Below are 21,854 nucleotides of genomic sequence, written 5' to 3'. Positions count from 1 at the left end.
CATGCGCATGGGAAGGAGAGCAGGATGAACCGCGTAGCAGGCAAAGTCGCGCTCGTTACCGGAGGCGCTTCCGGCCTTGGCGAGGCCGATGCACGGCTCCTGGCGGCTGAGGGCGCCAGTGTCGTCATCACGGACGTCCAGGTCGATCGCGGCCGCACGGTCGCCGCCTCGATACCGGGCGCCATGTTCCTTCAGCACGACGTCCGCGAGGAGGACCAATGGCGCAACGTCGTGGCGAAGACGATGGCCCGTTTCGGACGGCTCGACGTGCTGGTCAACAATGCCGGGCTGGTCCGTTTCGGCCATGTCGAGGAATGCGAGCTGGAGACCTTCCGGCTTCAGATGCAGGTCATGGTCGAGGGCTGCTTCCTGGGCTGCAAGTCCGCGCTGCCGCACATGACCAAGAGGGCCGACGGACCCTGGGGCGGTTCGATCGTGAATGTCGCGTCAGTGGCCGCGCTCAAGGGCATTGCCGCGATCCCGGCCTATAGCGCGGCCAAGGCAGGTATCATCGCCCTGACCCGCAGCGTCGCGGTACACTGCCAGGACATGGGCTACGGCATCCGCGTCAACGCCGTCGCGCCCGGCGCCCACGATACGCCGATGACCCGGCAGGCGCTCGATCAATTGCCGCAGGACGACGCCGGGCTCGATCAGGTCCATGCGCATGGCCAAGGGCGTCCCGATGACGTTGCCAACCTCGTGCTTTTCCTGGCTTCGGAGGAATCGCGCCAGATCACGGGCACTCATATCGTCATCGACAACGGGGAGACCCTGCGATGACCGGCGCCCGGGACATTGGCTGGCTGGCCGATCGCCAGGACATCGCAAACGTGCTCGCCCGTCACAGCCGGGGCGTGGACCGTGCGGACGCGGGTCTGCTGGCAAGTTGCTATCATGACGATGCATTCGTGGACTACCGCTTCTTCACGGGCGCGGCATCCGAATTCGTGGCCATTCTTTCAGAGGCCCAGAAAGCCGGCCCGGTCACCCTGCACCGAACCGGCCAGATGTGGACCGAGACGGACGGCGAGCGGGCGATCTCCGAAAGCTATGTCATGGCCTATGCATCGAGCGCCGGCGCGCAGGGACCGGCCACGCAGCACCTGATCTGCGGTCGTTACCTCGATCGGCACGAGAAACGCTCCGGCCATTGGCGCCTGACGCAGCGCAATTACGTGCTGGACACCAGCCTCAACTGGGACGGGGGATTGCCTCTGCCGGGCGTGGGCTCGCTCGGCAGCCAGTTGCCGACAGGCGGGCATGGGGCCGCCGACGCCGGCATCGCGCTGCTTGCCCAGGCTTATGCAAGGAACAGGACAAAAGGATCAAAGCCGATGACACACAGCGAACAGGCGATCGATGCAGTGATCTCTCGACAGCAGATCGCGGATGTGACCATGGCCTACTGCCGCGGCGTGGACCGCGCGGACCCGCACTTGCTGTCGGAGGTGTTCCATGAGGACGCCTCCGTGGTCAGCGGTGTGTTCAACGGCAATGGCCGCGACTTCGCCTCCGAGATCTGTAGGCTGGTCGAGAGTGCTTACGAGCAGACCTTCCATTCGATCGCCAATCAGTGGATCGAGGTGGAAGGCGACGGGGCAGTCGGGGAAACCTACGTCATCGCCGTGTCCACCAGCCGCGGCGACGAGAAGACCGATACCCTCACGGGCGGCCGCTATGTCGACCGTTTCGAACGCCGCGACGGGCGCTGGGCCATAGCCGACCGTACGTTCGTACTCGATTGGGCGCGCAGCGAACCCAGCACGCGCGACATGACGGGCGGAATGTACGCGGCGCTCGATCTCCACGGCTGTCGGGGCAAGGACGATCCCGTCTATGCCTTCCTGAGCCAACGAACGGATTGAACATGGAGATCGGCATGGACACGGCGATGCCCTTCACGTCGACGCGGGATATGCGGCGCCCTGAAAATCCCCCGCCTGGCCATTCGGCTACCCGATCAGCACCGAATGGTTTCGCGCGACATTAGGCCATGCGCGCCGGAGCACTCCAGATGGATGCGAATTCCCATGATGAGAAACCGCTCCTTTCTTCCAGAGAATTCGAGATCCTGTTGCTCAGCGCGGAAGGTGAAACCGATGCCGTGATCGCCAGGTCATTGGGGATAAGCCACACGACGGTGCGGTTTCACTTAAGAAATGCCTGCCTGAAGCTCAAGGCGATCAACCGAAGGCATGCCATCTACCTCGCCTTCAATCTGGGCGTGTTCGAACGCGTCCTCAACGACGATGCCGGATGACCGTCCCCGAGCCAATGCCCGCAGTGGGTCCGCCCCCGGATCATCACATCCGACGGCAGCCGCAATTATGCCGAGACTGTCGATCTGACCCGATTGCGACCTTCCTGCTTGGCCGCATAGAGCAACTTGTCCACGGCATCGCAGAAATGGAGCGCATCACTGTCGAAAGGCGGAATGACCGTCCCGACGCCCACGCTCGCGGTCACGAATGCGCTGCAACTGGACCGTTCGTGCCGGATATGCAGCCCTTCGATCGCCGCGCGGCAACGCTCTGCCAGTACGGCCGCGGCAGCTTCGTTCGTTTCCGGCAGCAGGAGGACGAACTCCTCGCCCCCGCATCGAGCGACCACGTCGCGAGGACGGATTCCGATCTCCTTCAGCGCGTTCGCTATTCTGACCAGGCATTCGTCGCCCTGAATGTGGCCGTAGAAGTCGTTGTAATCCTTGAAGTGGTCGATATCGAGCAGGATCAGCGAAAGCGGATGCTGGCCGGTCTGCGCGCCTTTCCACTCCGCCTTGAGCCGCTCGTCATAATGGCGCCGGTTGGACGTTCCGGTCAGGCCATCCTCGAACGAGAGCGCCTCGAGCTTCTTCTGCATCTTGATGAGTTCGTGCTCGATGCGTTTCCGCTCGCTGATATCGAACATGAAGCCGACCAGGCTATCGACCTCCCCGCCTTCGCCGCGCACCACATGCACGACGTCGCGGATCCAGACATAGCCGTCATCCTTGGTCAACGCCCGGTAGTCCGCTTCGTGGTCCTTGCCTGCGACCGACTGCGAGACGCAGAAATTGACCACATGTTCGCGATCGTCCGGATGGATACGGGACGCCCAGTCCTCTACCGAGATCCAGCTTTCCTGCGACCAGCCAAGCAGCGGTTCGATCTGCGGGCCGATGTATGCGAAGCGCATCGTCGCCCAGTCGATCTTCCATGGAATGGCCAATGTCGATTCCAGCAGGGTCTTGTAGACCGCCGGATCGACTTCCATCCCCGGCGCCGCAGCGCTCGCCAGGTCGTTAACAGCCATGGTGGGAGTCATCGAAGGTCTGGCCCCATAAATCGTTTCAAAAGCATCGGCGCGGAATCGCCTCACACCATTACTTGCTGGTGGCAGATTTCCATATCGTTAAACCCACCTGCCAGCGCACCCTGCGCGGAAAGTCTGTAGCCTTCGTAGCCTCATCGGTCAGCATCGGGCGAGGCTTGCGCAGCGACATCGAAACCCGCGGAAGCCGTGGTGAGCTTTCGCGGGTTTCGTTTCCTCCGTCCTGTCCTGACAGTACGGTTTCCTGCTTTCGCTTCTGGGGTTTCCGGTTCAGGTCCCGTTTGCCGAGGCACTCAGGCTGACGGAGCCGCCGCTGGCCGAACCCGAGCCCGAAGCTGCGCCCGCGGCCGAGGCATCGTGCTTTCCGGCCGAAACCATGCCCTCGCCAGTGCCGGAGCCTTGCGCATTTGCAGTCGAAGCCGTGTTCTGCGCCGAAGAAGCTGCGTCCGATGCGCGGCTGGCTGTCATGTCGCGGGCCGATCCCACGGTCCCTGCAAGGCGGGAGGCGGCGCCGCTGGCTGTACCGGTGGCATCGGGCAGTGCCGGGGCGGTCAGGTTGCCGCTCGATGCGCCATTACCCGTGGCGGAGCCGTTTGCGCCGGTTCCCGACGCGGAATGGCTCGCCGCACCGGAGACGGCACCGCTGCCCGAAGCCGCCGTGTTGCCGGCGAGCGAACCGAGCGTATCCGGGGCCGATCCGGCCCGCGATGTCACGCCCGAAACGGCCGATCCGGCAAGTCCGCTGGTCGAGCCGCGTGCGTTGGAAACGGCCGCGCTGGCGCCGGAGGTGTCGGGCGCGGACACAGCGGGCGCCGTGACCTTCTTGCTGGCGCTGCCGCGGCCGCTTCCCGAAGCCGATCCGCTCGCCGAACGGGCACTGCGCGTGACGCTCATGTCGCCGGCGCCGCTGCCCATGCCTTCGATCGAATTGCCGACAGAACCGATGCTGCCCCCGAAGGAACCGCCCAGCGCCCCGCCCACACTGCCGCCGAGGCCGCCGCCACCGCCGAGAAGCTGGGCCTGCGCTGCACCGGGAGCCATGGCGATGGCGACAGCCGCCAGCGCCGCGCCGAGATTGGCCTTGGAGAGAGTCTTCACGCCGCGCGTCTTGTTCACAGGGATGATCTTCATCGTTCCGGTTCCTTTCCTCTTCTCGTCCTGTCCGCCGCCGCGCCGAAACGCTTGGCGAAGGGTCTGGGAGAGAAACGGATGGCCTTGCCGGTTTCATCCCTCGGCATGCCGAAAAACCGAAAACGCGATCAGCCGCCGGTCCGGCAGACCGTGCAGAGCACGCCGCGGCCGGTCCGCCGTGAAGGGGCCAGGGCTTCGGTGTTGGTCGCCCGCAAGACCGCCGCGACGTCGCGGTCAGGGCCCATCCGCGCGGCCATCCGGGCAGCGGCAAGCGGCGCTGCAAATGAGGTGCCGCGCAGACCGATGCGCCCTTTGCCCGGCACCAGCGCCGTCATGTCGGCGCCGGGCGCCGCATAGTCGAGATGCGCGGCCCTGCCTGCCTCGATCAGCACGCGCCCGCGCCCGTCGACGCCCGTGACCGCGACGACACCCAGATAGGAGGCGGGAAAGGCCGGGGGCGCCGCCGCGCCGTCATTGCCCACGGCCGCCACCACAACGATGCCCCTGGCCCGCGCCGCCGCCACCGCCCGGGCCAGCAGCGGATTGGCAGGCCCGACCAGGCTGATCGAGACCACCGGCACCCGCTGCGCCGCCATCCAGCCGAGGGCGCGCGCGATCGCCAGGGCATTGCCGCCCGCAGGATCGGTGCCGTAGACATCCGCACCGTAGATCCGTGTCGTGCCCGCCCCCTTGAGCAAGGAGGCGATGGCCGAGGCATGGTCGCTCGCTTTCGGTGCCCCGGCCGCAAAGGCGCCTTGCGCGGCCAGTCGGTCCGATCCGGCGACCCCGCCATCGATCACGCCCACCGTGCCGCCCTTGGGCAGCGCGGTTGCCGCCGCGCTTGCACCGCTCTTCCCCGAGGCAGCGCCTGAGGGAAAGTGCAAATGGTCTGCCGTGATCTCCCGGCCCGGCAGGATGCGGCGCAAGTCGGCAATGGCCCGGGCCAGCGGCTCGCCTTTCGGGGTGGAAAGGCGGGCATAGGCGATGCCGAGGTCCGCGATCCCGGCTTGTTCTATCAGCGCGAAGCCCTTCTCCGCCGCCCGTGCGAGGCTGTCCGCATCGGGATCGAGCAGCAGCAGTTCGCCGGCGCGGGCCGGTTCGTGGCGTTCGTCCCAGTCGACGCTGCCGCGCCGGGCCGCAACGAAATCGCGCAGCCGCCCGAGCCGGTCCTGCGCCAGTTGGCCGGCATTGCCGGCAATCGTGGAGAGCCCCGAAACCGAACGGTCGACGACATTCTCGGCAGCGCCCGAAACCGCCGACCGCGTGCGATCGATCGTGCCGAGGGGATCCAACCCGCCCGGCAATCCCAGTTGCGCGGCGGCGGGGGCCGCCAGCGCGGCCAGTATCAGCGCGGCCAGCCCCGCGCGCATTTCAGACCTTCGACCCATTCCTCGTTCCCACAGCAAAAATCGGTGGCGCTCAAGGATGAAACGGTGCCATCGGAACGTTTCATCCTCACGGAAACGATATTTCGATGAGAACGCACGACTTCTGCGACCAACTGACGGCATTGCTGCCCCGCCTGCGCCGCTTCGCGCGTGGCCTGACACAGAACGCGGCGGATGCCGACGACTTGTGCCAGTCCACCGTCGAACGCGCTCTGGTGGCCCGCGGCCAGTGGCAGGAAGGCACGCGGCTCGATGCCTGGGTGTACCGGATCATGCGCAACCAGTGGATTGACGAGACGAGATCGCGCAGCCGCCGCGCACGGACGTTCGTGCACGAGGACGAGGGCATGAACGTGGGCATCGCAGGAGACCGCGATGCGGAAAACCGCGTCGAGCTTGGCAATGTCGACCGGGCGCTGGCGCGCCTTCCCGCCGACCAGCGCGAAGCCGTGGTGCTCATCCTGGTCGAGGGCTTTGCCTACAAGGAAGCGGCCGAGATCATCGGCATTCCGCAGGGCACCCTGACCTCCCGCCTCGGCCGCGGCCGCGAGGCGCTTTTGAAGGAACTTGGAGAAACCGCATGAGCGTGACCCCCGAAGAGCTCATGGCCTTGGCCGATGGTGAACTGTCCGGCGAAGAGGCCGCGCGCGTGGAAGCCGCAATCGCTGCGGATCCCGTCCTCGCCCGGCGGCTGGAGGCAGAGCGCGGTCTGCGCGCCGCGCTGCGCGCCCGCCTCGATCCGGTTGCGCAGGAGCCGGTACCTCTTGCGCTGACCGACCTCATCGCCCGCGCCGCCGCCGCGGATGCCGGACAGGCCACGACCGACAAGGTCGCCCCCGCTCCCGCCCCCTCTCCCGCCGAAGTCGTCGATCTTGCTGCGGCCCGTACCCGGCGCAAGGAAGCCGAAAAGGCGCGCGATCGCGCAGCCAGGCGCCCGAACGTGCCGATTTTCGCGGATCGCCGCATGGCCTTCGCCATCGCCGCCTCTCTGGTGCTCGGGCTGATGCTCGGCAGCCAGTTGCACCGCGAAGGCCCGGTCACCCAGACGCGCGCGGGGCTGGCCGCTTCGGGTTCGCTGGCGCGAACGCTGGATCGTCAGCTGGCATCCGCAGGCGATGTCGACGGCCTCCGCATGCTCGCCAGTTTCAGGCGGCAGGGCGGCGACTATTGCCGCGTGTTCGCAGGCACGGCGACTTCGGGCATCGCCTGCCGACGGGAGGGCACCTGGCTGCTCGAACGCACCATGGCGGGCGGCGGCGGGCCATCGAGCGATTACCGGCAGGCCGGTTCGGTGCAGGGCGACATGCTCGCCGCCGCACAGGACATGATGCGCGGCGATCCTCTCGATGCCGCCCAGGAACGGGCAGCGATCGAGAAAGGATGGCGTTAAACGGTCGGGGTGACGGCGGGGCCGCTCCGCGCCCGACTCCAATGCCGATGCCGGTGCCGATCCTGACGGCCCATCATGCCGGATAGGCCGATGTCAGGGCCTGCAGGCGGACCAGAATGTCTTCCGGCATGGGGACATCGTCGCGGTGGTAGTCGCGGTGCCCTTTGCCGGCCTGTTCCACGAGATCGTCGTGCATGCTGCCCATCAGCCCGTTGATGGCGCTGAGGAAGCGCGACATGCGATAGGCGTGCTCGTCGGGTTCCAGCGTCCGCAAGGTGTCGTAGAACGAGACCTGGCGGCTGACGACCTTGCGGATCATGTGGAAGCGGTGCCCGGTCAGCGCCCCGTCCCTGAGCCAGCTCCTCAGCTTGCGAAACTCCGCCTTGCGGAAGGCGAGGAAGCCCTGCGCATCGTCCAGTCGCACCTTGCCCACCTCGCGCCGCACCGCCGCCCAGGCCGGCCGGGCCAGCAGCACGCGGAGCATGAGCGCGAAACCCAGGATCGCCGCGCGCCGGCGGTTGCGGAACGCGTCCTGCAGATGCCCCATGATCGCCACCGTCGCGCGGAACAGCAGCGGCGCCTTGTGCGGGCGGCCATAGAGCACCAGGGCGAAGCGCAGTTGCTTGTAGGCCGCGCGGATATGCTTGTAGCGCGCGCGGGCGTCCTGCGGCAGGTCGCCGGTCAGCAGCAGCGTGTCGACAAGCGCGCGCATCTCCGCCTGACTTGCCCGTTCCCGCCAAAACTGGCGGCACAGGTCCAGGCAGCGAGCCATCTCCTCCTGCGAGCATTCGACCGTGATCGGATCGGGCAGCCTGACCACCGGGTCCACCACGTCGTCTATCTCGATGGCGTCGAACAGCGCGCCAAGCGTTTCCTGCGGGAAATGCCTGCTCATGCGTGCGCCTCCTGCGCCATGATATGCGAAAGCGTCCCGCGTGCCCGATAGGCCCAGAGCGTGGGCATGAACATGAACAGTGCCTTGAGGCACACCCCCGCGACATAGGCCAGCCCCGCGCCCGTGATGCCGAACATATGGATCAGTACGAAAAGCAGCACCGCATAGCCCGCCGCCGCCGCGCCTTCCGCCACCAGCGCCGAACGCTGGCGTCCTGCCATGTAGAGCAGCGATTCCAGCGGGAAGCTGGCCATCGTCACGATCAGCGAGGCGGTCATGAGCTGAAGCAGGTCATAGGCTTCGACATAGCGTTTGCCGAACACCAGCCCGATCACGGGTTCGCCCCCCAGGATCACCGCCAGCAGGATCACGAAGCCGATCCCGCCGGAAATCAGCGCGCTGCGGATGGCAAGCTGCCAGGGATGGCGCGTCGCAGGGTCGAGGCGCATGATCTCCGGATAGAAGCTGCGCGACATGAGATCCGCGGGCTTGCTGGCGGAATCGAAGAAGGTCGCCGCGATCTTGAACAGGCCCGCGCTGGTCGGCCCGAGCAAGGCGCCGACGATCAGGTTGCTCACCGGGCCCCAGGCCGCCCAGATCGAATGGGCGAAATTGGTGGTCCACACGAAGTCCCACGCGCCCGACAGCCGCCGCCCCGGTCCCGCCAGCCCGGGACGCAGCGCGCCGCGAATGCCCTTGCGGCGCAGTTCCTGCACCGACATCGCCCAGAGGCACAAGTCGCCCAGCAGGTCGGCCAGATACCAGGTGATGACGAAGCCGGCGAAACCGAAGCCGCCGAAATAGGAGATCACGCCGCCCAGCGCGCGCAGTGCCGGGGTGACCATCTGCTGGACGGCGATCTGGTCGAACCGGTCCAGCACGCGCAGGATGCCGGTCGGCGTTGCCGCCGTCATCGTCGGGATCAGCGTGCAGTAGAGCATCGCGAGCTGCACGTCTTCGGCGGGAATACCGAACCAGGCGGCCAGGAACGGCAGCAGGACGAGTCCCCCCGCCAGGCCCACCAGTCCGCTGGCAAGGTCCAACCCGAAAGCGAAGCCGGTGACGTCGCGAAATTCGCCAAGGTCACCGCGTCCGAGTGCCGGGGTGCCATAGCGCACGATGAACTGCCAGGTCTGGAACTTGACCAGCGCGCCGACGCCATTGGCATAGGAGTGGATGATGACCAGCGTGCCGAACAGGGCCGGCGTCAGTCCGCGCCCGGCGCAGGCCAGCGCGATCAGGCCCAGCAGCGCCCCGACCAGCTTGCTCGATCCGAGGTAGGAGGCATTGCGCACGATCGTGCGGAACACCCCGTCGGCAAACCAGTGCTTCATGGAGAGAGACTTCATCACGCCGCCTTCCTGTCGGAGGCAAGGTCCCGCGCTTCGATCTCCGCCAGGCGGCGCTCGATCGCGGCCCTGGCCTGCGCCAGGACCTGTTCGAGCGGCAGATCCGCGTCGATCTCGACGATGGGCGCGCCCTCGAAAGTGAGTCGCGGCACGTCGGCCACCTTGCGCGCCAGCGAGGAAGCGCGGTGATCGGGCTTGCGCGCCAGGGCCACCTCCAGCGAGACGTTGAGCCGCAGCACCAGATCGGGCGCATTGACCACCATCGCCGCGTAACGGCGACGCTCCGAGCGTGCCAGCCAGCCCACGAGACCGCCCCCGCCCCCGCCCGCACCGGCCAGGCCGAGGCCATCCATCGGCCCCGGCACGCCCAGTTGGGGGAAGCGGTCGGCGATGATCGCATGGCCCCCTTCCCACAGCTTCATCATGCGCCCGAACCGGCGCACGCGCCGCATCGAGAACATGTAGATCACCATAGCCGCCAGGACGCCCGGCCCCTTGTCGGTCTGGGCCTTCTGCGCCTTGGCGTGAATCGACTTGTCGAGCTTTCCGCCCAGCAGCGGCAGGCGCGCGATGCGGCGGCCGATATTGCCGGACTGCTTGCCGAGATGGCAGATCCGCGTGGGCTGGCGCGCGCTCATCCAGAGGCGCAGCGCCTCGGTGACGGTCGACTTGCCGGAACCGTCGCAACCGACGACGGCGATGAGGGGAGGAAGGGAATTACGGATCATCTGGAAACCTGAAAATCGATGGGGCGGCGGCTCGATCGTGTTGCCGCAGGGGAAGACCGGAACGCGAAGCTTCAGGCCTCGAGGCCATGGCGGCGCAGCACGGCCAGCACGCTTTCGAGCACTTCGCGGTAAGGGCGGGTGGCATCGACGTCGACGATCTGCGCCCCGCCGAAGCGCAAGGTGGGCACCACTGCGAGCTTCTTCTCCAGCATGTCGCGCTGGTGATCGGATTTGCGCGCCAGTGCCGTGTCGACATCGACGTTGAGCCGGATCACCAGTGTCGGGCGATAGGCGGCCATCTCGGCGTAAAGCGCGCGCTCGCGCGAGGCCAGGCGCTGGACCAGCGCCGAACCCTTGCGCATCCAGGACAGACCGGGGCCATCGAAGCTGCCGGGCACTTCGGCCTGCGGATAGCGGTCGGTTATGACCTGCACGCCATGCCGGCGGAAATCGAGCACCTTGCGGAAGCGCCGCCTGCGCGCCAGCGAAAAGCCGAACATCGCCAGCGCCGTCGCCAGGCCGGGCAGGCGCTTCTCCCGCTCCGGCCCCGCCTTGCCGTCACGCGCCTTGCCGTCATGCGCCTTGCCGTCATGCGCCTTCTTCGCCTTGCCGGTCAGGAAGCGCTCCGCCAGTCGGCCAATCACGGGAATCCCGCCGATCCGGCGCCCGAGATCGCCGGTGCCGAGCCCGAGGTAGATCGAGCGGGTGGGCGAGCGGCGGTCGAGCAGCGAAACGAGATCGCTGGCCAGGGTGGACTTTCCCGACCCGTCCAGGCCGATCAGCGCCACGCAGGGTGCGAGGGGGTTTCGCGCCTTCCGTCGCGAGACCGGAAAGGCCGGGCCATGGGAGGGACGGGTTACGATCCCGGATGCGAGATCGCGCGGAGACTGGTGGATGGTCATATTCGAATGGGCCGTGATGGCTCCGCCTGCCGGTCTTTGCCGGGTGTGGCGGAGGGGGGTTCCTGCAAAAGCGCCGCCTGAATTCAGGTCGATCCACAGGCCCTAGACCCCGAAGCTGATGCGAGGCTGATGGCGCGAAAAAGATATTTCGCCCGTTTGACGGCCCCCGAAAGCTGGCATAGGCGAAAGGCTTGCCGCGGCGGATCCGTGCCGCTCACTTGCTCTGGGAGCCTGGCCCTTGCCCCGTCTGCTGGTTGCCGAAGACGATGCCGACCTCGGCCCGGCGATGAAGCGCGCGCTGGAGCTGGACGGCTATGTGGTCGATCTCTTCGCGCGGGGCGACGACGTCCTCGAAGCGGCCAGCGTGAACGCTTACGATGTGATCCTGCTGGACCTCGGCATGCCGCGCATGGGCGGGCTGGAGGTGCTGCGCCAGCTCCGCGCAGAGGGCAATGCAACGCCTGTCATCGTCGTGACCGCCTTCGACCGTACCCGCCAGCGCGTGGCCGGGCTGGACGCCGGCGCCGACGACTATGTGGTCAAGCCCGTGGACCTGGAGGAACTGGCCGCGCGCATCCGCTCGCAGCTTCGGCGTAAGGACGGCCGCTCGGCCGACAGCGTGAGCGTGGGCGAAGTGACGCTGGATTTCTCCGGCCACGTCGCCTCGCTGGAGGGCGAGGTGGTGGCGCTGACCGCCAAGGAATTTCGCGTGCTCGCCCTGCTGATGCGACGCGCCCGGCGCTTCGTCTCCAAGGCCGACCTCGAAGGCGAACTCTACGACCAGGAGCACTGGGTGGAATCGAACACCGTCGAAGTCGCCATATCCGCGCTGCGCCGCAAGTTCGGGCGCGACTTCATCCGCACCGCGCGCGGGCTCGGCTACATGGTGGGCGGGCCGCACGCATGAAGCGCTCGTCGCTTTCCAGCCGGCTCTATCGCCGCGTGCTGATCCTGCTGGCGCTGACGGGCCTGGGCATGGGCGCGATCCTCTATTCCGTCACCAACCGGGAGATCGGCCGCGCCTCCGATGCGCAGCTGGTGAACGCCTCGCGCCTGCTCTACATGATGATGCAGGACGAGCTGACCGCAGGCGTGCTCGCCGCCCGCGGCCAAAATCAAGGCCAGGATCAGGCACGGGAGCCGCAGAAACTCGACGATGATCCTCTGCTGTCGGACGAGGAGCGCAAGGCCTTTCACGCCTCCTACGACTGGTGCATGTTCGCGGTCTTCTGGGAGGGCCAGCCGGTCGCCCAGTCCGGCTGGGGCGCGCCGGTCAGCCTCGTGCCGCGCCAACCCGGACTGCACGATTTCATCGCCGTGGGCGATCATTGGCGCAGTTACGGACTGCCTGGCCGCGACCCCCGCCTGCTGGTGGTGGTGGCGGAACGCGACACCATGCGCGAATTCTCGATGGTTCCGGTACTGCGCAAGCTGGCCCTGCCGCTCCTGCTGCTGATCGCGGCCAGCATGCTCGTGCTCTGGTGGACCCTGCGCAAGAGCCTGTCCGAAGTCGAGCGGCTGGCAAGCACGCTGAACGCCCGCTCATTGGCGGACCTGACGCCGCTGGCGCGCGGCGACTGGTCGCGCGACCTCGGCCCGCTGATCGTCGCGCTGAACAAGCTGTTCGTTCGCCTCGACCAGGCCTACGAGTTGGAACAGGCCTTTACCGACGATGTCGCGCATGAACTGCGTACGCCGCTGGCGGCGATCCGCGCCCAGGCGCAGCTCCTGCGCAAGAGCGTGCCCGCCCCGCAGCAGGAGGAAACGAACCGGCTGCTCGCGGTAGTGGACCGGGCCGGCGACCTGATCGACGGGATGCTCACCCTTGCCCGTCTGAACGCGACGGCGGTGTCCACCCGCTCGGTGGACGTCCATGCACTGGTGGCGGACGTCGTGGCCGAAACGCTGATCCATCTGCCGCCTGAAACGATGGAGTTCTCCGTCACGCCCGATCACATCGTGCGCTGGCGCTGCGACCCCTCCTCGCTGCAGATCGCACTCTCGGCCGTGATCGGCAATGCGACGGTCCATGCGCGGGACGGCGGACAAGTGGACATCGCCATCGTCCGCAGTTCCGATCGCCTTGCCATTACCGTGGGCGACCGGGGCCGCGGCGTGCCCCCGGCCGATCGCGACCGCCTGCTGCGCCGCTTCGAGCGCGGCACCGCGAACGAAGCGGGCAGCGGCCTCGGCCTGTCCATCGCTGTGAAAGCGATGAAGCTGGCAGGCGGGACGGTCCGGCTCGAAGATCGCCAGGACGGCGGCGGACTGCTCGTGGTCCTCAGCCTGCCCGCCGCAATCGATCATGGCCTAAGCGCATAACCCGCACCATTGGGGTCTGAGGCGGAAAGCCCGGCGCGGCCCCGCTCCGTCTGGCCGTCGGAACGTGCCGCCAAATTGGTCATCGCCACGAATTCCTGTCGCCAGTAATTCGCCGGGTGCCCGGCGAGACGCGCAATATCGGCGTAGCCGAAGTCTGCCAGCCGGCTGTCCCGGCGCAGCTTCTGCCCGAACGCGGCCACCGCGATGGCGAATGCGGCATCGCCTACCGGCGCCGTTGCGGCGCCAAGGCGGCCGGCAGCGACTGGCGCTTCGAGAAGCCGGCTTTCCGTTTCGTCCGGAAGCTTGTAGCGAAGCCGCACGGTTGCAGCCTCAACGGGATTCGCAGCCGCGGCCGACGCAGTCGCGGTGTTTGCAGCGTATTTTCGGGCAGGCAGCCATCCCAACTGCCCCGCGGGCACGATCTCGTAGATCGCAGTAACCTGGTGCCCTGCTCCGATCTCGCCGGCGTCCACCTTGTCATCGACGAAGTCCTCCTCCCGCAGCGCGCGGTTCTCATAGCCGATCAGGCGATATTCGCCGACAACGGCCGGGTTGAATTCGACTTGCATCTTTACGTCCTTGGCAATGGTGAACAACGTGGACGACAATTCCTCGTCCAGCACCTTGCGCGCCTCCATCAGGTTGTCGATGTAGGCGTGGTTGCCGTTGCCGAGATCGGCGACCGCTTCCATCATCGCATCGTTGTAGTTGCCCTGGCCGAAGCCAAGCGTCGTCAGCGTGATGCCGTCCTCGCGGTTCTGCCGGACCATGGCCTCGAGCCCCGCCTGATCGGACAAACCGAGGTTGAAGTCCCCATCGGTCGCCATGACGATCCGGTTGATTCCGCCCGGAATGCGATGCGCCCGCGCAAGGTCGTACGCCATCGACAACGCCGGGCCTCCGGCCGTGCCGCCGCCTGCCTCCAGCCCGGACAGCGCCGCCTTGACCGCAGCAGCGTCGTGGCTGCCATCGACCAATGTCGCCACCGAGCCCGAATACGTGATGATGGAAATGCTGTCCTCCGCCCGCAGTCCGTCAGCTAGGATCGACAGCGCCTGCTTCACCAGCGGCAGCTTGTCCGGTGCGTCCATGGACCCGGACACGTCCACCATGAAGACCAGGTTCGCCGCCGGACGTTCGGACCGTGCCACGTCATAGCCGCGCAGGCCGATGCGCAGAAGCCGGGTCCGCCTGTCCCATGGCGTGGTGGTGACGTCCGTCGTCACGCTGAACGGCGCCGTGCGATCGGTCGCCAGTGGATAGTCGTACCGGAAGTAGTTGATCATTTCCTCTGTCCGCACAGCTTCTTCCGGCACGGGTTGCCCGCCCATCAACATGCGCCGGACATTGGTGTAGGAGCCCGTGTCGACGTCGACGGCAAATGTCGAGACGGGTTCGCTGACCACGCGGTGGATCGGGCTGACCGTCTTTCCGTCATAGCGCTCAGTGCCACCGTTGCCTGCCGTCACATTTTCGTATCCCCCGTCTCCCGGGGACCTCTCGCCGCCACAGGCCGATAGCATGAGCCCTGAGATCAATGGAATGGACATGATCGCACGAAAACGCATGTATGTTCTCCACTTTACTGGTGGAGCCGAGGTAGTTTCTCGAACTGCATTCAGACAAGGGGCGTGAACACGCAGTTTCAAATCCTGCATCCAAGTCGAACACATCACGATAGCGGATAACGGCCGATTACCGGGAAGCATCACTCGCTCTGCACGGGTTCTGCACAGTCCTTGCGCCAAGAATTGACCACCATGCCATTACCGGCTGCGCAGTTGGCCGCTCATGATAACTCCCGTCTTTCAGGGAGATACACGAATGCAACTCGCTAGATCGCGCTTGGGCTCCAGCTTTCGATGGAAGCCGGCGATGGGCCTGGCTTTCGCCGGACTGGGTGACTGGCTCTTCTATCAACGCGGACCGATCGGCGGAGCGCCCGGCGTCCTCGCACTCGCCCTGCTCGCCGGCCTGCTGGTTGGAAGGCCGGCCGTGCGGCGGAGCGGCGCGGCTCTGCTGGCAGTCATGGCAGCGACCGTTTTCGCGCTCGCTCTGGCCTGGGATGCCAGCCTGCTGTCGGTGATGCTGTTCTGGCTTGCAGCAGGCATGGCGGCCCTGCTGCCGCAGGCTGGCCGCTTCGATGACGGCTGGCAATGGGCGCAGCGTCTTTTGTGGCAGGGGCTGCGCACGCCGTTCGGGCCCTTTATCGACCTGCGGCGCATCGCGCGAGTCCGCAGGGCTGGCCACGGCAAGCGGATCGGCATACGCCGGGCCGCTTCCCTGCTCACGATCCCCTTGCTGGGAGGGACGATTATTGCAGCGCTGTTCTGCGCCGCCAATCCCATACTGGCGCGGGCTGCCTCCGCACTGCTGGCGATCGACACGAGTTTCCTCACGATCTGCCGGGCCTTCTTGTGGTCTTTGTTCTTCGCCATGCTCTGGAGCCTGCTGCGTCCCAGCCTGCTGAAACGCCCCCACCCTCTGTTCGAAGGACGGGGAGATACCCGCCTGCCGGGATTCTCGCCTGCGTCGATCATGATCTCGCTGGTGGTCTTCAACGCGATCTTCGCCGTGCAGAACCTGCTCGACGCGGCCTATCTGTGGGGCATGGCATCCTTGCCCGAAGGCATGACGCTGGCCGACTATGCGCACCGCGGTGCCTACCCGCTGATCGCCACGGCAGTGCTGGCAGCCTTCTTCGTGCTGATCGCGCTGCGTCCGGGTTCCGAGACCGCCGGTTCGCCCATGATCCGATGGCTGGTGACCTTGTGGATCGCGCAGAACATCGTCCTCGTCGCCTCATCGATCCAGCGCACGGTCGATTATGTCGAAGCCTATTCGCTCACCTGCTTGCGGATCGCGGCGCTGGCCTGGATGGTGCTCGTTGCTTTCGGCCTTGCCACGATCTGCTGGCGCCTGCTGCGCGATCGCAGTTCGGCCTGGCTGGTCAACGTCAATCTCGCGATTACCGCCCTGATGCTGACCATAGCCAGCTTCATCGACTTCGGTACGGTAGCGGCAACCTGGAATGTACGTCACGCCCGCGAGGTCGGCGGCGCCGGGGCGGTTCTGGACTTGTGCTATCTTGGCCAGCAAGGCGATTCCGCCCTTCTTCCCCTGCTCGAACTCGAAGGACGCCGCGAGCTTCAGCCCGAATTTCGAATGCGCGTGCACGCCGTCCGCAAGCGAGTGGAACGCGGCGATCCGATGAACGGCGGCCTCCTCCACGCAAGCCGACGTGCCCAGGCTGATGCCCTCGCCGCGGGCTTGCCACGGATGGACATGGGAGAAGGCCCGCGTGAATGCGACGGCTCGCGGATACCCGAGCCTGCCGCAGCCTTGCCGCCGGCCCCGCCCAGCCCGCCGACACCGCTGCCTGCAACGCCGCAATCCCCATCACAGCCCCCTTCGCCGCATTGACAGGGGCCCTGTGGACATGAACATCTCCACCATGCCCGGCACGATCCTCCTCGTCGACGACGATCCCCATATCCGCCAGTTGCTCGTCTTCGCCTTCGGCAAGGCCGGTTTCGGCACGCTCGAAGCCGGGGACGGAGAGGAAGCGCTGGCGCAAGTCGAACGCCACGCCCCCGATCTGGTGATCCTTGACATCAATATGCCGCGCATGGACGGTCTTGAAGTCTGCCGCCGCCTACGCGCCACGAGCGAGGTGCCGATATTCTTCCTGTCCTCGCGCGATGACGAGATCGACCGTGTGCTGGGCATCGAACTGGGCGGCGACGACTATGTGGTGAAGCCGTTCTCCCCGCGCGAAGTCGTGGCCCGATCGATGGCGATCCTTCGCCGCACCGGCTCGCGGAGCGGATCCTCGGCAAGCCCGGCCGACACGGTCACAGTGCTGCGTCACGGTCTGCTCAGTCTCGATCCAGAGAGCTGGACCGCGCAGTGGCACGGCCACGAGGTCGGCCTTACCGTGACCGAGTTCACCATCCTGCGCACCTTGCTGGCCGGGCCCACCCGCATCTTCTCGCGCGACCAGATTATCGACCGCCTCCGCGGCCCGGGCTTCGCGCTCACCGATCGCACGATCGACAGCCATGTCCGCAACTTGCGCCGCAAATTTGCCGAAGCGGGCGGCAGCGACTTGATCGAGACCCGCGCGGGGATCGGCTACCGCCTCGGGACCTGCACCGGCGCGACGGCGCAGGGATGATCGACAAGCTCTGGGATCAAATCCGGGCCACCGTCGTCCGGCACTGGCCGATCCTGCGTCTGCGCACCATCCTGCTGGGAACGATGGTGTTCGTCGCCGCGCTGCCGGGCTTCGGGGCAATCTTCCTGCGGATCTACGAAAACGCCCTGGTGCGACGAACCGAAGCGGAACTGGTCGCCCAAGGCGCCGCGCTTGCCGCCAGCGCCGCAGTCGTCGGCAGCGCCATCGCCCTGCCCGGCGCGCGCCCGGGCCCGCCGCCCGCCCCGCCAGAGCGCTATCATGACCGCGTGACGGAAGTGGACTTGCGCTCCTCGCCGATCCTGGCGCCCCGCCCCCATGCCCAACCCGCCGCGAGCCAGCCCGATCCCGCCGCGATGGCGCTGGCAGGGCGGATGATGCCCGCCTTCCAGCAGACCAAGATCACCACTCTCGCCTCCATCCTTATCCTGGATCGGAAAGGCATCCTGCTCAACGGCCGGGAGGCGGGCGGCAGCCTCGCAGCCTTGCCCGAGGTCCGCGCCGCACTCGCCGGTATGCCAACCACCACCCTGCGCGAGAACGAGGGCCACCCGGCCCATCATGCGCTCGACTGGCTAAGCCGCGCCGCAAACATCCGCCTTCACCATGCACGCCCTATCGTGATCGACGGCAAAGTCGCGGGTGTGCTGCTGCTGTCGCGCTCGCCGCGCGCGCTGGCACTGGGCATCTATGAGGATCGGGGCAAGATCGCCCTGGGCGTTGCGGCGATCTTCGCTATGCTGTTGATGCTCTCGGCCGTGCTTTCCCGCGCCATCGTGCGCCCGATCGAAGGATTGAGCCGCGCCACCCGCGCCCTCGCTTCCGGTGCGCGCATATCCGCGCCGCAACCCACCCTGCAAGTCATCGAGATCCGGGCGCTCTACGAAGATTTCGAGCAAATGGCAGACGCGATTGAAAAACGCTCCCGCTATCTGCGCGATTTCTCCTCCTCGCTGAGCCACGAATTCAAGACGCCGCTCGCCGGGATTTCCGGCGCCATCGAGCTGCTGCAGGATCACGGAGCCCAGATGTCACCCGCGGAGAGCGAACGGTTCCTGGCCAACATGGCCGCCGATGCCCGGCGCCTGTCCCGCCTGGTCGGCCGGTTGATGGAACTCGCCCGCGCCGATGTGCTGATAGGTGCCGCCGATGCGGCGGTCCGCCCCGGAGCCGTGCTGATGGCGGTGGCCGATGCACTCTCGGCCGAAGACTTCGCAATTGCCGTGGACCTGCCTGAGCACGAAACCCATGTCTCCATCGACGGCGATGCCCTGGAAACCGTGCTGACCACGCTGGCCGAAAATGCGCGGCAAGCAGGCGCGAGGCGCCTCGATATCGCCCTTCACCCAGCGCCTGGCGTAGTCCATATCGATCTCGTCGATGACGGGCCGGGCATTCCCGAGGCGGACCATCTGCGCATCTTCGCGCCTTTCTTCACCAGCAAGCGCGAACTGGGCGGCACTGGACTGGGTCTGCCGATCGCGCGTTCGTTGCTCCAGGCGTACGGCGGCGAACTGGAGCTCATCCCTTCGGAGCGCGGAGCGCATTTTCGGATCACATGCCCTGGCAGGTAGCGCCGATCGCGCGGCGCCCGAAAGGTCCGCGTTGCCCGCCGCCGGTCAGCTATCTCTGTCGCCGGGCAAGGCCCCTACCAGTTCGAGCCGCTGCGGGACCGTGCCGATCGCGATTCCGTCCTGGCGGAACCGGCGGAGGAGAGTGGCGAACGAATTGCTGCGCGCTCCGTAGGCCGCGCGGGGCGTGGCTACGTGGGCGAAACTGTTGAAGAATATCCGCCCATCGGCAATGGAATCGATGAACACGGAAGGTGCGGGCTCGCTGAGCACGCTTTCCTCGGCCGCGTAAGTTTCCAGCACGATCTTGCGAACTGCGTCTGCGTCGACATCGATCGGTACGGAGAACTGGATCTGCAGGCGGCCCAGTGGGCTGGCCAGTGTCTTGTTGAGGACCGTTTTCGTGATCAGCTCGGAATTCGGCACGATCAGGGTGGAATGATCGGCCAGTTCGATTTCGGTCGACCGGACGCTGATCCGCTTGACGTCGCCCTCGTCGGTGCCGACGCGGACGAGATCGCCGATCTTTATGGGCCGCTCGGCAAGCAGGATGAGGCCCGACACGAAATTCTGCGTGATCGCCTGAAGGCCGAAACCGATCCCGACCGAGAGCGCCGAAAGCAATATCGCAATACGCTCGACACCGATCCCGAGCGAAGCCAGCCCCCAGATTACCGCGAGGGCCACGCCGACATAGCGCGCGACGAGGCTGACCGAATTGCGCCCGCTTCCGTCCAGATCCGTGGCAGGCAGGTATCGGTGATCGAGCCAGCGCATGAAGGCCCTGACAAGCGCCAGCCCGACGAACAGGACCAGCCCTCCGCGCACCAGCGCACCGGGCGAAACGCTGACGCCGCCGACTTCGAAACCTTGCGCAAGAAGGCCAAGGCGCCCGAACAGGCTGTCGACATTGCCCGCACCGAACGGCGAGAGCAGCATCCCGAGTGCCAGGATCACCACCGTGACGCGCAGGATTCCTGACAGCAGGACGCCGAACTGGTCGATCGCACTGCCGCGCAGGCCCAGGCTGCGAACCAGTGCATCCCCGAAGGGACTCGAACGGTCGAACACCGTCGAGGCGACATCGTCGATCGCTGCCATCAGCAGGTAGACGCCGGCGCCCAGCACGACCGCCCAGGCGATCATCTGCAGCACGAACAGACTGAACCCGAAATAGCCGGTGAGCAGGGCCAGGAAAGCGCCCCCAACCGCCACCCAGGCCAGCAGATTGACAAGGCCCAGCCCGGCAGCGACCTGCCCGCTCCCCTCGCTGGCCTGCGCGGAGCGAAGCCGGCCGAGCGTGACCAGGCTCGCCCCGATCAGGAGGATATGGCAGAGCGCGAGAATGGCCTGGGTGCAGGCCGTGGCCGTCGCGCTCGTACCCAGCGTCAGATTGAGCGCGTTCGACATGATCGCGCAAAAGGCAAGACACCCGAGTACGACGGTATAGGGCCGCAGCCGAGAAGCGGCCTGGTCGCTCAGCCGGGCTATTCTCCATGAGGGCTGACTCCGCATGAGCAGCGCGCCCAGGACGGACATGGTGAAGCCAGAGAACGCCGCAGCGGCAACGAAGGTGCCCAGCAGCGCATTCCAGCTCGGCGGAACCATGGATGCCCAGCGCAGCCCCTGAACGAAGGCGAGCCCCGCCAGCAGCGGCGCCAGGGTGCCGACCAGCACCCGCCACAAGGCATTGGCCGAGCGGCGGACCGAGCGTGCCGGGAAACCTTCGGTGAGCATCTTTCGCCCGGTGCTTCGCACGAACGAACGCAGAGGAACCAGGATGAGGAATCCCACGATCAGGCCGAGCAGCGCGAGCCAGGGCGTGCCGTGATCGAAACTGTAGGCAATCTGGGACCGCCCCTGCTGGACGAACATCGCGGCGCGCCTGCTGTCGCGCGGCCAGGCGTGAGCGAGCGCACTCCAGAAACCGGGCGCCAGCGGAGAAGGCGAGCGTGTAGACAGCTTTTCGCCCAGTTCCTGGGCCTGGCTCTCCGAAATCTCATCGGCAAGCTGCTGCGCCTCGACGGCGAGCAGGTTCCCGCGCTTGATCGCGGAGTCGATGGCAGAGCGCTGCTTTGCCAGGCTCGCTCGCTGCCGCTGGATGTCAGGGGCCTCTCCGCTGCTCGGCTGCGGCCCCAGCCCTTCGAGCTTGGCATCGAGCAGCGTGATCTGTTCCTGGAGCTTGGCGCTCGTATCGGTGGCCGAAGACTTGGCGGCCAGAACCTTGGCCCAGGCCAGCTTCTGATCGCTGTCGCTCATGCGCGCATCCATCGACCTGTCGACCGACCGGATGTCGCTCTCTGCCGCCGCAAGGTCCTGCGAAAGCGCAGCCAAAGGCTCCGATTGCGCAAGAACTGGCGTGGCCGCGGCGGGCATCAACAGCGCAAACATGACGAACATCAGCGCGAGCCTTTTCGCGAGCATTCGAGCGATCTCCGTTTTCCTGCAGTCCCGGCACCGCATGGGCCGGCAACGCCGGCGCTATGTAGGCTGGGCGCCCTATCGGACACAATCGCGGAAGCGGGCAATGGAGTGTGATGCTCGGCGGACAGAATCTGCCGATGGCAGGAGACGCTCCTCGATCACCTCACAGCCAGTTCGTTCGGCATTTATTGGCGTCAGCTGCTCAGGCGAAGTGGAAAGTTCTCAGCCATCTCTTGGCAAGCTCGTT

At 66.5% G+C, this 21,854-nt stretch carries 19 protein-coding genes; 10 read left to right on the top strand and 9 right to left on the bottom strand.

The window, feature by feature from the left end; translation table 11 throughout:
• Positions 1 to 24 precede the first annotated feature (24 nt).
• The 3 genes from ACZ1J6_RS03015 to ACZ1J6_RS03005 all read left to right on the top strand — a co-directional run bounded on the left by ACZ1J6_RS03015 (position 25) and on the right by ACZ1J6_RS03005 (position 2,263).
• On the top strand, positions 25 to 783 hold the full coding sequence (locus ACZ1J6_RS03015; protein WP_134094426.1) for an SDR family oxidoreductase: 759 nt from the start codon (positions 25 to 27) through the stop codon (positions 781 to 783).
• Complete coding sequence (locus tag ACZ1J6_RS03010) at positions 780 to 1,868, top strand: nuclear transport factor 2 family protein (RefSeq protein ID WP_134094425.1); 1,089 nt, start codon at positions 780 to 782, stop codon at positions 1,866 to 1,868. The genes ACZ1J6_RS03015 and ACZ1J6_RS03010 overlap by 4 nt, the downstream gene beginning before the upstream one ends.
• A gap of 128 nt (positions 1,869 to 1,996) precedes the next feature.
• Complete coding sequence (locus ACZ1J6_RS03005) at positions 1,997 to 2,263, top strand: helix-turn-helix domain-containing protein (RefSeq protein ID WP_134094424.1); 267 nt, start codon at positions 1,997 to 1,999, stop codon at positions 2,261 to 2,263.
• A gap of 65 nt (positions 2,264 to 2,328) precedes the next feature.
• On the opposite strand, the gene ACZ1J6_RS03000 is transcribed toward ACZ1J6_RS03005, so the two are convergent.
• The 3 genes from ACZ1J6_RS03000 to ACZ1J6_RS02990 all read right to left on the bottom strand — a co-directional run bounded on the left by ACZ1J6_RS03000 (position 2,329) and on the right by ACZ1J6_RS02990 (position 5,831).
• Positions 2,329 to 3,306 carry a GGDEF domain-containing protein gene (locus ACZ1J6_RS03000; RefSeq protein ID WP_134094423.1) on the bottom strand — a complete coding sequence of 326 codons (978 nt, stop codon included), beginning with the start codon at positions 3,304 to 3,306 and terminating at the stop codon, positions 2,329 to 2,331.
• Between the two features lie 276 nt (positions 3,307 to 3,582).
• Entirely contained in the window at positions 3,583 to 4,443 is an 861-nt protein-coding gene (locus ACZ1J6_RS02995) for a hypothetical protein (protein ID WP_243841029.1), read from the bottom strand.
• Positions 4,444 to 4,571: 128 nt separating this feature from the next.
• Positions 4,572 to 5,831 (bottom strand): S8 family serine peptidase, encoded by a 1,260-nt coding sequence (locus tag ACZ1J6_RS02990; protein WP_134094422.1) that lies wholly within the window; start codon positions 5,829 to 5,831, stop codon positions 4,572 to 4,574.
• Between the two features lie 86 nt (positions 5,832 to 5,917).
• Here ACZ1J6_RS02990 and ACZ1J6_RS02985 point away from each other — a divergent pair, with 86 nt between their 5' ends.
• Positions 5,918 to 6,415, top strand: a complete 498-nt coding sequence (locus ACZ1J6_RS02985) for an RNA polymerase sigma factor (RefSeq protein WP_134094421.1) — start codon at positions 5,918 to 5,920, stop codon at positions 6,413 to 6,415.
• Entirely contained in the window at positions 6,412 to 7,221 is an 810-nt protein-coding gene (locus ACZ1J6_RS02980) for a hypothetical protein (protein ID WP_134094420.1), read from the top strand. The genes ACZ1J6_RS02985 and ACZ1J6_RS02980 overlap by 4 nt, the downstream gene beginning before the upstream one ends.
• A 73-nt stretch (positions 7,222 to 7,294) precedes the next feature.
• On the opposite strand, the gene ACZ1J6_RS02975 is transcribed toward ACZ1J6_RS02980, so the two are convergent.
• The 4 genes from ACZ1J6_RS02975 to ACZ1J6_RS02960 form a co-directional block, all read right to left on the bottom strand.
• Positions 7,295 to 8,116 carry a hypothetical protein gene (locus ACZ1J6_RS02975; RefSeq protein WP_134094419.1) on the bottom strand — a complete coding sequence of 274 codons (822 nt, stop codon included), beginning with the start codon at positions 8,114 to 8,116 and terminating at the stop codon, positions 7,295 to 7,297.
• Positions 8,113 to 9,465 carry a lipopolysaccharide biosynthesis protein gene (locus tag ACZ1J6_RS02970; protein WP_243841028.1) on the bottom strand — a complete coding sequence of 451 codons (1,353 nt, stop codon included), beginning with the start codon at positions 9,463 to 9,465 and terminating at the stop codon, positions 8,113 to 8,115. The genes ACZ1J6_RS02975 and ACZ1J6_RS02970 overlap by 4 nt, the downstream gene beginning before the upstream one ends.
• Positions 9,465 to 10,193 (bottom strand): nucleoside/nucleotide kinase family protein, encoded by a 729-nt coding sequence (locus ACZ1J6_RS02965; RefSeq protein WP_134094418.1) that lies wholly within the window; start codon positions 10,191 to 10,193, stop codon positions 9,465 to 9,467. The genes ACZ1J6_RS02970 and ACZ1J6_RS02965 overlap by 1 nt, the downstream gene beginning before the upstream one ends.
• Before the next feature lie 71 nt (positions 10,194 to 10,264).
• Positions 10,265 to 10,981, bottom strand: a complete 717-nt coding sequence (locus ACZ1J6_RS02960) for a nucleoside/nucleotide kinase family protein (protein ID WP_208324853.1) — start codon at positions 10,979 to 10,981, stop codon at positions 10,265 to 10,267.
• 352 nt (positions 10,982 to 11,333) lie between these two features.
• Between ACZ1J6_RS02960 and ACZ1J6_RS02955 the strand changes: the two genes are divergently transcribed.
• Both ACZ1J6_RS02955 and ACZ1J6_RS02950 read left to right on the top strand, forming a co-directional pair.
• On the top strand, positions 11,334 to 12,002 hold the full coding sequence (locus ACZ1J6_RS02955; RefSeq protein ID WP_207912989.1) for a response regulator transcription factor: 669 nt from the start codon (positions 11,334 to 11,336) through the stop codon (positions 12,000 to 12,002).
• The gene (locus tag ACZ1J6_RS02950; RefSeq protein WP_134094417.1) at positions 11,999 to 13,417 is read left to right on the top strand and encodes a sensor histidine kinase; all 1,419 of its coding nucleotides are present in this window, start codon (positions 11,999 to 12,001) and stop codon (positions 13,415 to 13,417) included. Before ACZ1J6_RS02955 ends, ACZ1J6_RS02950 begins: the two co-directional genes overlap by 4 nt.
• Here the strand turns inward: ACZ1J6_RS02950 and ACZ1J6_RS02945 are convergent.
• Positions 13,399 to 15,126, bottom strand: coding sequence for a vWA domain-containing protein (locus ACZ1J6_RS02945; protein WP_243841027.1), 1,728 nt, complete (start codon positions 15,124 to 15,126; stop codon positions 13,399 to 13,401). The genes ACZ1J6_RS02950 and ACZ1J6_RS02945 overlap by 19 nt on opposite strands.
• 115 nt (positions 15,127 to 15,241) lie before the next feature.
• On the opposite strand from ACZ1J6_RS02945, the gene ACZ1J6_RS02940 reads away from it, so the two are divergent.
• The 3 genes from ACZ1J6_RS02940 to ACZ1J6_RS02930 are packed head-to-tail and all read left to right on the top strand — an operon-like array spanning position 15,242 to position 19,186.
• Positions 15,242 to 16,840, top strand: coding sequence for a DUF4153 domain-containing protein (locus ACZ1J6_RS02940; RefSeq protein WP_134094416.1), 1,599 nt, complete (start codon positions 15,242 to 15,244; stop codon positions 16,838 to 16,840).
• A 16-nt stretch (positions 16,841 to 16,856) separates the two neighbouring features.
• Positions 16,857 to 17,594: a response regulator transcription factor gene (locus ACZ1J6_RS02935; protein WP_243841026.1), complete on the top strand. Its 738-nt coding sequence runs from the start codon at positions 16,857 to 16,859 to the stop codon at positions 17,592 to 17,594.
• Positions 17,591 to 19,186 carry a sensor histidine kinase gene (locus ACZ1J6_RS02930; protein ID WP_134094415.1) on the top strand — a complete coding sequence of 532 codons (1,596 nt, stop codon included), beginning with the start codon at positions 17,591 to 17,593 and terminating at the stop codon, positions 19,184 to 19,186. The genes ACZ1J6_RS02935 and ACZ1J6_RS02930 overlap by 4 nt, the downstream gene beginning before the upstream one ends.
• Positions 19,187 to 19,231: 45 nt before the next feature.
• Here the strand turns inward: ACZ1J6_RS02930 and ACZ1J6_RS02925 are convergent, their stop codons facing one another.
• Positions 19,232 to 21,607, bottom strand: a complete 2,376-nt coding sequence (locus tag ACZ1J6_RS02925) for a DUF3772 domain-containing protein (RefSeq protein WP_243841025.1) — start codon at positions 21,605 to 21,607, stop codon at positions 19,232 to 19,234.
• Positions 21,608 to 21,854 lie beyond the last annotated feature (247 nt).

Source organism: Novosphingobium sp. BL-S-21, from assembly GCF_055521655.1.
This window is presented reverse-complemented; position numbering and strand designations above follow the sequence as displayed.